Raw genomic sequence first — 13468 nt, forward strand, 5'->3', positions numbered from 1 at the left:
ACAGGTCGCGACCTGTCCGAATCGTGCACCGGCAAACGTTTACAGGAAACTACCTCAATCAGGTTCTCAGGATTTAAGGGATGAGCGTATAGTTTCATCAGTCAGGACTGTTTCATAGCACTGTCATAGAGCGGACAGGTCGCGACCTGTCCCTACAAAAACTACGTATTTTGCCATTTCATCAAAAAGGACCTATTTCCCCAGCAATCTGGCCACATACTTGCCGATGATATCAAACTCCAGATTGACGGTGGAGCCCGGTACAACCTGATGCAGGTTGGTGTGCTGGTAGGTATACGGAATGATGGCTACGGAGAAACGATCTTCCTGGGAATTGACTACCGTCAGGCTGATACCATTGATGGTGATGGAGCCTTTCTCAACCGTTACGTTGCCCAGCGAAGGGTCATAGCGGAAAGTGAAGACCCAGCTGCCGTTCTCATCCTTCACCGACTCACATACCGCAACCTGGTCCACGTGGCCCTGCACGATGTGCCCGTCGAAGCGGCCGTTGGCACTCATGCAACGCTCCAGGTTGACCTTGTCTCCTACCTGAAGTGAATTAAGGTTCGTTTTCTGAAGCGTCTCGTCGATGGCAGTTACGGTATAGTTGCTTCCTGCTATGTCTACCACGGTCAGGCAGATGCCATTGTGGGCTACGCTCTGGTCGATCTGCAGCTCGCGCGTGAAGGGCGCTGAAACAATGAAGTGTTTGTTGGTGCCTTCCTCCCGTATGGCCTCTACCTGGCCCATCGCCTCAATTATACCTGTAAACATCGTTTTTCTATTCAATTGTGGAATACAAAATTAACCATGTTTTAGCTCAATTCCATTGCATCCATTCGTTATTGCGATTTAAAAAGGCCTTCGGAGTAGGTAACTGTTGGCAGGGATGTTTATTTTCGCATGATTCAACCACTGGCCCGGCTTCGGAGTAAACGTACGGGAAGGTGAGCAGGCAACCGGTGCGTTCTACCATAACCAGTAGCTATACCTGTGTTTACTGCTACTGAAAACGCAGCATGGTTGTTTGTAGAGGGAGAATGTAGCAGCAGGCTGAAAGTTGGGTACTCCTACCGGATAGAGTTAATTTGGTGGGATATCCGGATAATTAATTTTTAATACCAGGTACTTAAAAAAGGGAAATGCAAACAGATCTGTATAAGCACAAAGGTATGCGTCGCGCGTTGGTGAGTCAGCTCAGACAAAAGGGTATAAAAGATGAGCGCGTGCTGGCAGCTATCGAGGCGGTACCCAGGCATTTTTTCTTTGACAAAGCCTTTCTGGAGCAGGCTTACCAGGACAAAGCCTTTCCGATCGGGGAAGGCCAGACGATCTCACAACCCTATACCGTAGCTTTTCAGTCCGAACTGCTTCAGCTCAAACCGACCGATAAAGTGCTGGAAATAGGAACGGGTTCCGGCTACCAGTGCTGCGTGCTGCTGCAAATCACCCCACACGTCTATACCATCGAGTATAAAAAGGCGCTCTATGAAAAAGCGGTCAAGTTTTTTAAGACCTATGGCCTGCATCCGCATACCTTTCATGGAGACGGTTCAGAAGGATTACCCCGCCATGCGCCCTACGACAAGATCATCGTGACGGCCGGTGCACCGGGCGTGCCGAAAAGCCTGGTCAAGCAACTCACCTTAGGAGGTATACTGGTGATCCCGGTTGGTGGCGAGAAGAGTCAGAAAATGTTGCGCATTACCCGCAAGGGCGAAAATGAATTTACGAAAGAAGAGTTTTCAAACTTCAAATTTGTACCCCTGCTCGGTAAGTCTGGTTGGGATGCCGAAACCATGTAGGGCGGAGGCTGCTTTCGGAAGGGTTGATATTGCTTCTTTATAATATTGCACCTGCCTTTTTGTTTGTTTAGGCATATCGTATCTTTGGAGCGAGTATTAACAAATCAACATGCGTAAACAGAAAAAAGTAAAAGATTCCTACGTTATCATGACGGAACTGGTGTTGCCCAACGACACCAACACCCTCCACAACCTGATGGGAGGTAAAATGATGCATTGGATGGATATTGTATCGGCAATTGCCGCCCAGAGGCACTCTAACCGCATCGTGGTGACTGCTTCAGTTGATAATGTGTCTTTCGCTGAAAGTATAAAACTGGGCAATGTGGTGACGCTGGAAGCAAAAGTTACCCGGGCTTTCAGTTCTTCTATGGAAGTGCACATTGTTGTTTATGCGGAGGATATCCCGAGTGGCAGAAAAGTAAAATCAAACCAGGCATTCTTCACTTTTGTGGCGGTGGACCAATCGGGGCACGCGATCGACGTACCGGAGGCTATACCTGAAACAGATGAAGAGATCTTGCTCTACGAAGGAGCCATGCAACGCCGTCAGCTGCGTCTCGTGCTGGCCGGTCGTATGAAGCCCAGCGAAGCCAATGAGTTAAAGTCTATCTTCGATCTGAAAGAAGAAGAGCAAAAGCAGAAGTAATAACGAAAACGTATGGCACCCTTAGCAGCAGAAAATCTGAATGCAGCATTTTTGAAGAATTTTCTTCCGGAGACGATCTACCGGATAGAAGAAGAAATGCTGCCTGCTGTTTGCGTACCTTTAGCTGAGCCGGAGCCAATCGCTATACCTGCACCTGCTGCCGTACCAACAGCTGATCAGATCGTGCCTGCTGCCCCCATACCGTCTGCTGCGGCGCCTATACCTAAATTGCCCAAAGTGGAGCAGGTAGCAGTGCCGAAAGCGTATGAGGTGATCGGTGAGAACCGGAAAGGCTTGGTTGTGCTGGTGACGCTTCCGGCAACTGAGTTCAATGCTTTGCCGCAATCCCAGTTCCTCCAAAAGATTCTGGCTGCCATAGGCTTTGGACGGGCCGACGTGGCGTTTGTGAACAATGTGTCCGGAGCAACCGTCCGGTTTGAAGCGCTCAGCGAAGCAATCCTGACAAAGTATATCATCAGCTTTGCAAGCCGTCTGGATACCGACCTGCCACATGCTAAATTCACGCTTTATAACCCCGTTTTAATAGGCGATGTGCCGGTTGTGTTTTCCCAGTCCCTGGCGGTGCTGGACACGGACCAGGAGCAGAAAAGGCTCCTCTGGAATGCCTTGCAACGCATTTTTAAAGGTTAATCTCGCGGATTCTGCCAATTCAATAAAACAAGAAAGCCCTTCTGCATTAGAAGGGCTTTCTTGTTTTAGGAATAAACTCAGTTTGTTACTTAAGGGAGAAGTGAAGCAAGTTTTGCTTCCAGCTCTGCGCCCCTCAGCCCTTTCGCGATGATCTTGCCTTCTTTGTCGAGTAGGATCGTTTGCGGGATAGCGTCTACCTGGTAGAGCTGGGCGGCGGCACTCTCCCACCCTTTCAGGTCCGATACGTGCGGCCATGTCAGCTTATCATCCGCTATGGCTTTCAGCCACTTCTCTCTGGACTGGTCCAAGGAAACGCCAAATATCTCGAAGCCTTTGTCTTTGTAACGGTTGTACATCTTCACCACATTAGGGTTCTCTTTGCGGCACGGTCCGCACCAACTGGCCCAGAAGTCGATCAAGACATACTTGCCGCGCAGGGAAGATAGCGCAATGCTGCCTCCTTCGGGTGTAGCCAGCGAAAAATCCGGGGCCACAGAACCAACGGCCGTGCTTCGCAGGCTTTCCAGTCTGCTGTTGAGCAAGGTGGTATACTTGGAATCAGGCAATTTTTCTGCATAAAGCGTTGACATGCTGTCGGCAAAGGTGAAGTCCGTCATCGGGTTGATGAGGTTCAATGTGCCGAAAGCAGACACCACAGAGCCCGGGTGCTGTGCCAGGAAATTTTTGAGGTTCTTTTGGATGGCCAGGTATTCATTTCTATACCCTTCCGCTTCCTCCGTCTTGCCTTCACTCATGGCCTGGTTGAATTGCTGGCTTAGCTCAGCTTCCTTCTGGCGCGAATCTGTCACCAGCTTGTTGAGCTGCTGGAACAATTCCGAATCCTGGGAGCCCTCAATTTTAGCCGTACCGTTCAGGTCACTGGCGTCGGCTTCAACTTTGATCGTGCTTTTGTCGAGCACCAGCATCAGGCCATTTTGCTGATCCAGACCAACTCTGTAAAAAGTCGGCTCTTTCACCTTACCTTCAAACTTAAAGGTACCGTCCTGTGCAATGTCGGCTGTGTCGCGGGCCACAAACTGCTGCTCGCCCAGCTCAAACAAGTAGATCTGTCCCGCTGTGGCGTTTTGCAACTTACCCATGATGGTAAAGTCCCCGCTGCCGTTGGATGCAGATTTATTGCCCTGGCATCCTCCAAGAAGAGCTACAGCCGAGGCCATTACTACATACTTTTTTAAGTTCATATCGCTTTGCTTTTAAGTATCAGGTCATAAATTATAAGACCCATTGCATTTTTTAAGCTGGGACACAAGTAGCAAGACATAAGACTTATGACAAAATTTAATTATAGCGCAGTAAATTAATTACTGTTCTAACTCGTCTCTAAATGACTTAGAAAATTTAAAATTCGAGAAGTCTAATGTCTAATATCTTGATACTAAAATCTATTTTTTAAGCTTTCAAACCTTCCAGCAGCAGTTTGTTTGCTACTTTAGGGTCTGCTTTGCCTTTTGTCTTTTTCATGATTTCGCCCATAAACATGCCGATCAGGGATTGTTTACCGGCTTTGTACTCTTCCACTTTGTGCGGATTGGCAGCCAGCACCTCGGCTACTATACCTTGCAGCGAATCAGAATCAGACTCCTGGAGCAGGTTTTGCTCCTCGGCTACCTGGTGAGCGGCTACACCCGGATTTTCGAGCATGTAGGGGAATAACTTTTTGGCTGCTACCGAATGACTCACCTTGTTCTCATCTACCAGTGCGATGATTTCGGCTATACTGTGCGGCTGCAGCGGGAAATCCTTGATGTGCAGCTGCAGCTCATTCAGATACGATTTGACCGGGCCCATGACCCAGTTGGATGCCGCTTTGTAGTTTCTGGTGTACTTGCAAAGTTCTTCAAAGTATAAAGCAATCTCCTTGGAGTCTGTCAGGACACCGGCATCGTACTCAGAGAGGCCGAACTCCTGCGTAAAACGCTTGTAAAGCTCCTGCGGCAGGCTCGGCATGGTTTCGCGGATACGCTCCAGCCATTCGTGCTCGATTACCAGGGGTGGCAGATCGGGCTCCGGGAAGTAACGGTAGTCATTGAGCGTCTCTTTGGAACGCATGGCCGTGGTCGTACCTGTATTGGCATCAAAGTTCCGGGTTTCCGAATCCACAGTGCCGCCGTTTTCCAGCACCATAATCTGGCGCTCGATCTCATGCTCGATGGAGCGCTGCACGTTCCGGAAGGAGTTCATGTTCTTCACTTCTACCTTGGTACCCCACAGCGGCGAATCTTTGAGCATTACGGAAATATTGGCATCGCAACGCAATGAACCTTCTTCCATGTTGCCATCGCAGATCTCGAGGTAACGCACCAGGCGACGGATCTCCATCAGGTAGTTGTAGGCTTCCTCCGAATCACGGATATCCGGCTCCGATACGATCTCGATCAGCGGTACGCCGGCACGGTTCAGGTCGATGAGCGTTTCTGTTTCGCCCGCCAGGTGCATGGATTTACCGGCATCCTCCTCCATGTGAATTCGGGTGATGCCGATGCGCTTGTCTTTTCCTTCGGCGTCTTTTACGTCCAGGTAACCAGCCGTACACACGGGCGTTTTGTCCTGTGTGATCTGGTAGCCCTTCGGAAGGTCCGGATAGAAGTAGTTCTTTCGGGCGTAGATGTTATAGCGTGTAATGTCGCAGTTCGTGGCAAGGCCCATTTTCACCGCCATTTCCACTACCCGCTTGTTGATGCGCGGCAGCGTACCCGGATGGCCCAGCGTGATCACGCTCAGGTTCGTATTGGGCAATACGCCATACTCCGTAGAGTCAGAAGAATAGGCTTTGCTCTCTGTCAGCAGCTGGGCGTGAACTTCCAGACCGATGATCGCCTGATACTTATCTCTTATTGCTTTATCCATGTTCTAATTATGTATCAATAGTGAATCCTGACCAATGGCTTTATTTGAGTCAATCGATCTTTAGGCACTATTAGTTACTCCTTATCCATTAACCAACGTTTTCACTAATTCCAAAGCTTTGGCAGGTATAGCCTGTAATCCGGCTGTTTCCTTCCCACCGGCAGTGGCATAGAACGGTTGTCCGCCGCCGCCGCCTTTGATCTCTTTGGCCAGTTCCCGAACCATCTGGCTGGCGTTGAGTTTGCGGTCTGTTACCAGGTTGTCTGACAGCATAACCGCAATCTGAGGCTTGCCGTCAATTTCGGCTGCCAATACCAGCACCAGGTTGTCCATGGCCTGCCGCATGTCAAAAGCCAGCTTCTTCAGATAGTCTGCATTCGAAACATCCACCTTCTCGGCCACAAAATTGATCCCGTCCATGGACTGCGCTTTCTGCACCAGGCTCTCCTTTAGTGTGGTAAGCTGCTTCAGTTCAAAAGCTTCCAGTTGCTTCTGCAGGGCTTTGTTGTCTTCCTGCAGTTTCTGCACTGCTCCCGACACATTGCTGTGCGTTCCGAGTACTTCGCGCACGGCATTCAGCTCGTTGAGCTGCTGCTGCATGTAGTCTTCTGCGGATGCGGCTGTAGTGGCTTCGATACGTCGCACACCGGCGGCCACGGAGCTTTCAGAGAGAATCTTAAAATAGCCGATCTCGCCCGTATTGTAGACGTGCGTACCGCCGCAAAGCTCCACCGAATGTTCCCGGTCAAAAGCGATTACACGAACAAACTCGCCATACTTCTCGCCAAAAAGGGCCATTGCGCCCATGTTCCTGGCATCCGCGATCGGCACGTTGCGCTGCTCTTCCAAAGGAATTGACTGGCGTACGCGCTCGTTCACGATCGTCTCCACCTCACGCAATTGCTCATCCGTCACTTTTGTAAAGTGGGAGAAGTCAAATCGGAGTACTTTCTCGTTGACAAGGGAGCCTTTCTGCTGCACGTGCTCGCCTAACACTTTTCTTAAAGCGGCATGAAGTAAGTGCGTAGCCGAGTGGTTTTTACGGATCAGGTTGCGGCGCTCCACATCCACTTCACTTCTGAAAGTAGCCTCAATATTGGCTGGCAATTTCGAAGTGATGTGCAGTATCAGGTCGTTTTCCTTTTTGGTGTCCAGCACTTCGACCTGCTCCGTGTCCGAGATGAGGTAACCGGTGTCGCCAACCTGTCCGCCGCTCTCGGCATAGAAAGGAGTGCGGTCCAGCACCAGGTGAAACTCGCTCTTGTTTTTGGTCTTTACCTGGCGGTAACGCACAATGCGCGAATCAGCTACATCATTTTCATACCCGACAAACTCCGTCTCTATACCTGGCTGCACAATCACCCAGTCACTCTGCTCGGAGGCCGAAGCGTTGCGGGAACGGTTTTTCTGCTGTTCCATCTCCACGGTGAAGCCAGCCTCATCCACTTTCAGGCCTTTTTCACGGGCAATCAAAGCAGTCAGGTCCAGCGGGAAGCCAAAGGTGTCGTATAGTTCGAAAGCAGTTTTGCCGTCGATGGTATTGTTGTTCTCTTTGAATTTAGCTTCCAAAGCATCCAGTCGCTTCAAACCATTCTCCAACGTACGTAGGAAAGCGTTTTCCTCCTCCTCTATCACCCGCTGCACGAAGGCCAGCTGCGCTTTGAGTTCCGGGAATACGATTTCCATCTGGTCGGCCAGTACGGCTGCCAGTTTATACAGGAATGGTTTTTTGAAATCCAGGAAGGTAAAGCTATACCTGACCGCACGGCGCAGGATACGGCGAATGACATACCCCGCTTTGTTATTGGAGGGCAGCTGTCCGTCCGAAATGGCAAAAGCAATGGCCCGTATGTGGTCAGACATCACACGGATCGCGATGTCTACTTTTTCGTCTTCTCCATACCTAACACCGGCTTCCTTGGCGATGAACTGGATGAGGGGCTGGAATACGTCGGTATCGTAGTTGGAACGCTTGCCCTGGATGGCCATACACAAACGCTCGAATCCCATACCGGTATCGACGTGCTGGGCAGGCAGTTTTACCAGCGAGCCATCCGCCAGGCGGTTGAACTCCATGAATACGTTGTTCCAGATCTCCACTACCTGTGGATGGTCATTGTTCACAAGCGATTTGCCGTCTACCTGGGCACGTTCCTCCTCCATTCGAAGATCCACATGGATCTCTGAGCAAGGGCCACACGGACCTGTATCGCCCATTTCCCAGAAGTTATCCTTCTTGTTTCCCATCAGGATGCGGTCTTCTGCGATCATGGTCTTCCAGATATCAAAAGCCTCCAGGTCCATCGGCAGGTTTTCTGACGCATCGCCCTGGAAAACGGAAACGTACAGCCTGTCTTTCGGCAGTTGGTATACCTCTGTAAGCAGTTCCCAGGACCAGGCCAGGGCCTCTTTCTTGAAGTAGTCGCCAAATGACCAGTTGCCCAGCATTTCGAACATGGTATGGTGGTAGGTATCGTAGCCTACTTCCTCCAGGTCGTTGTGCTTGCCCGATACGCGCAGACATTTCTGGGTGTCGGCAATGCGCTTAGAAGGTGCCGGTTTGTTGCCCAGGAAATAATCCTTGAAGGGCGCCATACCTGAGTTAATAAACATCAGGGTAGGGTCATCTTTCACCACAAGCGGGGCGGACGGCACGATCTGGTGCTGTCGGGAAGCAAAGAAGTCAAGAAACTTTTGTCTAATCTCAGCTGAGTTCATCTATGAGTATTAAGCCTTTAGATACTATCTGCTATACTTGTTGTTTAATAACAAAAAATATAGAATTTTTGCCTTTCAGAAACAGCCGTTCCGGGCGTCTCGGTGTTGGTCTCAATTATGGCAAAAGTAGCATATTTTAGCCGTATTTCAGCAGCATATACCCGAAAATTAGTGCTGTAGCTGCTTCATTACGAACCAGACACTATGCCTTATAAAGAAAAAGAAATTGAGAAGCAGTACTACACGATAGGTGAAGTCGCTGCCATTTTTGACGTTGCCCCCTCGCTGATCCGCTTCTGGGAGACCGAATTTGATCAACTTAAGCCAAAGAAAAGCAAAAAAGGCAACCGCCAGTATACACCCAAAGACATCGAAGACCTGCGCTCGGTCTACCACCTGGTAAAAGAGCGGGGCTTTACGATTCAGGGTGCCAAAGAAGTGCTGAAGAATAAGTCTGTGCAGACAAAGGATAAGATCGAGATCATCCATTCGCTCGAAAAAGTTCGTTCGTTCCTGGTTGGAATCAAGGACCAACTGAACACCAAAAGCTAAGCCTGCGTACTTGGGTGCATGTCTGAAGAAGCGCAGTTTGAAGTTGCCTTATCTTTTCTGCCCTATGTCGGCGATCAGCTGACAAAGGTGTTGGTGAGCTATTGCGGCTCGGCCAAAGCAGTCTTTGCGACGCCACCAGCTAAACTGGTGAAAATTCCGGGCGTTGGTGAGCGGGTGGCCAACAGCATACGCGACAATGGCCGGCAGGCGCTGCTGGAGGCAGAAGAGGTTCTCAGAAAGGCAGAAGCTAAAGGGGTGCAGCTGCTGTTCTATACCTCTCCTTTGTATCCAAACCGGTTGAAACAGCTGCCGGACGCGCCGCCGTTGCTGTACTTCCGTGGCAATGCGGACCTGAACCATCGCCGGATTATCAGCATGGTGGGTACCCGCAAGCCTTCTGCTTATGGGCAAGCAATAACAGAACGCATTGTAGAAGGCCTGAAACCATACAATGTGCTAGTGGTGAGTGGTCTAGCCTACGGAATCGATATCCTGGCACACCGGGCCGCTTTGCAAATGGGGCTGCCCACCGTAGGCGTGATGGCTTCCGGGCCTGATACCATTTATCCGGGCGTGCACAAGAAGTATGCAGAGAAAATGCTGGAGCAGGGCGGCGTGATCACCGAGAATACTTTCGGCACCAAGCCGGACGCACCCCGTTTCCCGGCCCGCAACCGCATCATTGCAGGAATGTCCGATTGTACGATCGTGGTGGAGGCAGCCTTTAAGAGTGGCACCCTGATCACGGCTGACATCGCCCATAGCTATGACAAGGAAGTGATGGCGGTGCCCGGTAATATCAACTCGTCTGTATCGGAAGGCACCAATTGGCTGATCAAATCCCATAAAGCTGCCGTCTATACCTGCACCCAGGACCTGGTGGAATTGCTGAACTGGGACGTGGAAGACAGCCTGGCTGCCAAAAAAGCGGCTGCTATACCTGTCTTTGACCCGGCCGATTTCTCGCCCGAAGAAATGCAGGTGCTGCAGGTCTTGCTACAATCCGGCGAAGAGCAGATGGATAACCTGGGCTGGAAGTCGCAGGTGCCCATTAGTCAACTGGCCTCGGTCCTGCTAGCCCTCGAATTTAAAGGTATGATCAAGGCTATGCCTGGCAAACGCTTTGCTTTGATTAGGTGAGGGATTAAAAATTTCTTTAAATTATATTAAAATGTCATTCAGGAGGAATCCTGGCTGCCAGTTAAAAAGCCTTTGCAATTTGCCACCAATATCTTTCCAAGATGACAAAAGTTTATCAACTTTCTAACTTCCCAACTTTTTAACTTTCTAACTCCAAACCTCCCTTGCTTCTCTATAACAACACCTTCCTCCCGGAACCAGAGCTGAAACTTCCTTTAAGCAATCGGGCTTTTCAGTATAATGATGGTTTTTTTGAAACCATCCTGGTCGTAAATGGCAAGCTGCGATTTTGGGCCGACCATCAGGAGCGTATGCGGGAAGCCGCTACAGCATTGCAATTGGTTATTCCTGATTCATTTTGGAAGGATGAGCTGGAAGAAAAACTTTTGCTGTTGGCAAAACAACAAGCAGCAAGTGACTATGGAAGATTGAAGCTGAAGGTTTGGCGAACGGGCGGAGGACTATATACCCCACAAACAAACGAAATCGAATGGCTGGCAACCGTAGAGCCAACCCAAGCTATACCTGAAACAGGTATAAAAATTGCAGTTTGCCAAACAGCCAGAACCAGCCTCTCGCCTCTCTCCCATTTTAAAGGTCCTCATGCACCACTTTATGTGCTGGCAGGTATAGAGAAGCAAACCAAGGGTTTCAATGATATGCTGCTATTAAATGCTGAAGGTTTTGTTGCAGAACTTATTTCGTCCAATATCTTCTGGATCAGGGAAAATGTGCTGTATACCCCAACGCTTGAAACAGGATGTGTGAATGGGATTATGCGCCGGAATATCCTGCGCTATTGCTCTTCAGCAGGTATAGCAGTTATGGAAGTATATGTTGAGATAGGTAAAGTGAAAGAGGCCGATGCTGCCTTTGCTGCGAATGTAACAGGGTTGCGCGTGATCGGAGCGCTGGAGGACAAAGCCTTTGCCTCCAGCCACCCCCTGCTTCGTCAGCTGCAGGACGCCTTGCTTTGATTCGTCAACCGGATGTGTTGTAGACTTCTCGCTGTAACAATTCTTGTTTTTCTTCTTTAAAAACTCTCCTTTACCAGCTTATCTATTACTTTCCCTAAGTCGGTTTAAACTTTTTCTGATGAGTAACTTATAAGATGAGTAGTGTTTTACTAGTCTTTCCAGTTAGGGTATGGCTGCACATTTTCAGAGCTTCAACCGCCGTCAATTTATCAAAGGAATTTCACTGGCATTGGGTACAACCGCTTTAGGGGCTCCTCTCCTGGGTTTCGGATCCGGTAATAAAACCTATGGTGAAAAGGAAAAAGATTGGGGCCTCCAGGGAAATGCGCAGAAGAAAAAGCTGGGGGTTGCCCTGGTCGGATTAGGGAATTACAGCACCAACCAGTTGGCCCCGGCCTTGCAGGAAACGGAGCATTGCTACCTGGCTGGCATCGTGACGGGCACGCCTTCCAAGGCAGAAACCTTGAAAAAGAAGTATAACCTCCCTGATAAAAATATCTATACCTATGAGACGATGGAGCAGGTAGCCAACAATCCGGATATCGACGTGCTCTACATTGTCTTACCCAACGGCCTGCATGCAGAATATACCATAAAAGCTGCCAACGCCGGCAAGAACGTGATCTGCGAGAAACCAATGGCTACTTCGGTAGAGGATTGCCAGCGCATGATCGATGCCTGTAAAAAGAACAAAGTTCATCTCTCGATCGGGTACCGGCTACACTTTGAGCCGCATCACCAGCGGATTATGGAACTGGGTCAAAAAAAGGTGTATGGCGACGTGAAGAAAATAGAAGCTGCGGACAGTTTTGTCATTGGGAATCCAGATGTGTGGCGCTTGGACAAGAAACTGGCAGGCGGCGGCCCACTGATGGACCTGGGTATTTACTGCGTGCAGGGAGCAATCTACACCATGGGAGAATCTCCTGTAGCCATTACGGCCAGGTTCGGAAAGGTCACCAAGCCCAAATTCTTTAATGAAGTGGAAGAAACGATCAGCTGGCAAATGCATTTTACAAATAGAGCCGTTGCCGACTGCCGTAGCAGCTACAATGAAGAGGGAAATCTGTTGTACGGAGAAGCCGAAAAAGGCTGGTGGCGCCTCCAGCCGGCTTACAGTTACTCCGGGCTAAAAGGCAAAACGAGTGAGGGCGCTATGGACTTTCCGCAGGTAAACCAGCAGGCACGCCAACTGGATGGAATCGCTCAAAATATACGGGAAGGTACCGAATCACGCGTGCCCGGCGAGATGGGTATGCGGGATGTACGGATACTGATGGCTATTTACGAGGCCGCCAGAACAGGCAAAAGGGTATCCCTGGGCTAATCGCCCTGACGGTTTAGTTAAGGAGTTTTTAAGCAATCGGTACGACATTTTGGCGTATACCCGGATGAAATAACCTCTTCAAGGGCTCATATAGTAAAGTCTGACACGGGTTGGTTTTCTGATGCGGCATGTACTTCGAACATTTGCAGCGCATGGTGTAGCTCAACCTGTGACAGGTAGCCGGCACTCATTTCAAATAATTTTCCTTTAAGTATCTGTATCCAACTATGCCTGCCCAGTATATTCAGCAGGTTTTTCAGCTCTTCTACTTCCATCGCAATGGTTACCGCCGGCACGATTTTACCCAGCCTGGACTCCTGAAGTTGCGCCTGAAGCAGATCCAGCTTGTCACGAAGCAGCTCCCGCTCCAGGGGTTTTATTCTATCCTGGGGTAAATAAGTACTCCCGGTGAAGTAATTGTTCTCCTCCAGATATTCCACTCCATCCACCGTTATCTGGCTATAGAGCGTCTCTCCTATGGACATGGTCCTGATCAGTCCGTCTTCCGTGAGCGTTTTGGCGATTTCCTGTGCTTCCACCCGACTTATTGCAATGCCATTGGTAGAAAAGATAGCCTCTATCTCGTAAAGCTTTCCATTATATTTATATTCATACAAGGCCAGGAGCAGATAGCGAAGTTTCATGCTTAACTCCATCTTTCTAAGCGTTTATAGTGATACCCTTCAATAAGAGAACACACGGGGCCTGGCAGTAGTTTGCACGAAGCGCTGGCCTTTAGGTATAGTTAGTAAGAAACAGGTTTTTAATGGCAAAGGCC

Annotated in this window: 12 protein-coding genes; 7 read left to right on the top strand and 5 right to left on the bottom strand. The window is 49.6% G+C overall.

All coding sequences use genetic code 11. The features are described 5' to 3' along the window. Window positions 1-192: 192 nt before the first annotated feature. Window positions 193-777, bottom strand: a complete 585-nt coding sequence (locus tag OB13_RS03925; protein ID WP_461488841.1) for a riboflavin synthase — start codon at window positions 775-777, stop codon at window positions 193-195. A gap of 368 nt (window positions 778-1145) precedes the next feature. Here OB13_RS03925 and OB13_RS03930 point away from each other — a divergent pair, with 368 nt between their 5' ends. From OB13_RS03930 to OB13_RS03940, 3 genes are all read left to right on the top strand, one after another. After that, a complete protein-coding gene (locus OB13_RS03930) occupies window positions 1146-1808 on the top strand; it encodes a protein-L-isoaspartate(D-aspartate) O-methyltransferase (RefSeq protein ID WP_461488842.1) in 663 nt (220 codons plus the stop codon). Window positions 1809-1917: 109 nt separating this feature from the next. Continuing rightward, window positions 1918-2457: an acyl-CoA thioesterase gene (locus tag OB13_RS03935; protein ID WP_461488843.1), complete on the top strand. Its 540-nt coding sequence runs from the start codon at window positions 1918-1920 to the stop codon at window positions 2455-2457. A 12-nt stretch (window positions 2458-2469) separates the two neighbouring features. Next, window positions 2470-3108, top strand: coding sequence for a hypothetical protein (locus tag OB13_RS03940; protein WP_461488844.1), 639 nt, complete (start codon window positions 2470-2472; stop codon window positions 3106-3108). A gap of 89 nt (window positions 3109-3197) precedes the next feature. On the opposite strand, the gene OB13_RS03945 is transcribed toward OB13_RS03940, so the two are convergent. From OB13_RS03945 to alaS, 3 genes are all read right to left on the bottom strand, one after another. Continuing rightward, window positions 3198-4310, bottom strand: a complete 1113-nt coding sequence (locus tag OB13_RS03945) for a redoxin domain-containing protein (RefSeq protein ID WP_461488845.1) — start codon at window positions 4308-4310, stop codon at window positions 3198-3200. Between the two features lie 208 nt (window positions 4311-4518). Beyond that, window positions 4519-5976, bottom strand: a complete 1458-nt coding sequence (gene gatB / locus OB13_RS03950) for an Asp-tRNA(Asn)/Glu-tRNA(Gln) amidotransferase subunit GatB (protein ID WP_461488846.1) — start codon at window positions 5974-5976, stop codon at window positions 4519-4521. A gap of 81 nt (window positions 5977-6057) precedes the next feature. Further along, a complete protein-coding gene (alaS, locus tag OB13_RS03955) occupies window positions 6058-8694 on the bottom strand; it encodes an alanine--tRNA ligase (RefSeq protein ID WP_461488847.1) in 2637 nt (878 codons plus the stop codon). Window positions 8695-8898: 204 nt separating this feature from the next. On the opposite strand from alaS, the gene OB13_RS03960 reads away from it, so the two are divergent. From OB13_RS03960 to OB13_RS03975, 4 genes are all read left to right on the top strand, one after another. Next, window positions 8899-9246, top strand: coding sequence for a MerR family transcriptional regulator (locus tag OB13_RS03960; RefSeq protein WP_461488848.1), 348 nt, complete (start codon window positions 8899-8901; stop codon window positions 9244-9246). Window positions 9247-9264: 18 nt separating this feature from the next. Then, window positions 9265-10386 carry a DNA-processing protein DprA gene (dprA, locus tag OB13_RS03965; protein ID WP_461488849.1) on the top strand — a complete coding sequence of 374 codons (1122 nt, stop codon included), beginning with the start codon at window positions 9265-9267 and terminating at the stop codon, window positions 10384-10386. 164 nt (window positions 10387-10550) lie between these two features. After that, window positions 10551-11363, top strand: coding sequence for an aminotransferase class IV (locus OB13_RS03970; protein WP_461488850.1), 813 nt, complete (start codon window positions 10551-10553; stop codon window positions 11361-11363). 169 nt (window positions 11364-11532) lie between these two features. After that, on the top strand, window positions 11533-12690 hold the full coding sequence (locus OB13_RS03975; protein WP_461488851.1) for a Gfo/Idh/MocA family protein: 1158 nt from the start codon (window positions 11533-11535) through the stop codon (window positions 12688-12690). Between the two features lie 86 nt (window positions 12691-12776). Here OB13_RS03975 and OB13_RS03980 read toward each other — a convergent pair whose 3' ends face one another. Then, window positions 12777-13334: a hypothetical protein gene (locus OB13_RS03980; protein WP_461488852.1), complete on the bottom strand. Its 558-nt coding sequence runs from the start codon at window positions 13332-13334 to the stop codon at window positions 12777-12779. Window positions 13335-13468: the final 134 nt, after the last annotated feature.

The sequence above is a fragment of the Pontibacter sp. HJ8 genome, from assembly GCF_054824225.1.

Bases quoted from the DNA above. Each gene is read 5' to 3' on its own strand.
- OB13_RS03925 (WP_461488841.1), bottom strand. From the start codon at position 777: ATGTTTACAGGTATAATTGAGGCGATGGGCCAGGTAGAGGCCATACGG.
- OB13_RS03930 (WP_461488842.1), top strand. From the start codon at position 1,146: ATGCAAACAGATCTGTATAAGCACAAAGGTATGCGTCGCGCGTTGGTG.
- OB13_RS03935 (WP_461488843.1), top strand. From the start codon at position 1,918: ATGCGTAAACAGAAAAAAGTAAAAGATTCCTACGTTATCATGACGGAA.
- OB13_RS03940 (WP_461488844.1), top strand. From the start codon at position 2,470: ATGGCACCCTTAGCAGCAGAAAATCTGAATGCAGCATTTTTGAAGAAT.
- OB13_RS03945 (WP_461488845.1), bottom strand. From the start codon at position 4,310: ATGAACTTAAAAAAGTATGTAGTAATGGCCTCGGCTGTAGCTCTTCTT.
- gatB (WP_461488846.1), bottom strand. From the start codon at position 5,976: ATGGATAAAGCAATAAGAGATAAGTATCAGGCGATCATCGGTCTGGAA.
- alaS (WP_461488847.1), bottom strand. From the start codon at position 8,694: ATGAACTCAGCTGAGATTAGACAAAAGTTTCTTGACTTCTTTGCTTCC.
- OB13_RS03960 (WP_461488848.1), top strand. From the start codon at position 8,899: ATGCCTTATAAAGAAAAAGAAATTGAGAAGCAGTACTACACGATAGGT.
- dprA (WP_461488849.1), top strand. From the start codon at position 9,265: ATGTCTGAAGAAGCGCAGTTTGAAGTTGCCTTATCTTTTCTGCCCTAT.
- OB13_RS03975 (WP_461488851.1), top strand. From the start codon at position 11,533: ATGGCTGCACATTTTCAGAGCTTCAACCGCCGTCAATTTATCAAAGGA.
- OB13_RS03980 (WP_461488852.1), bottom strand. From the start codon at position 13,334: ATGAAACTTCGCTATCTGCTCCTGGCCTTGTATGAATATAAATATAAT.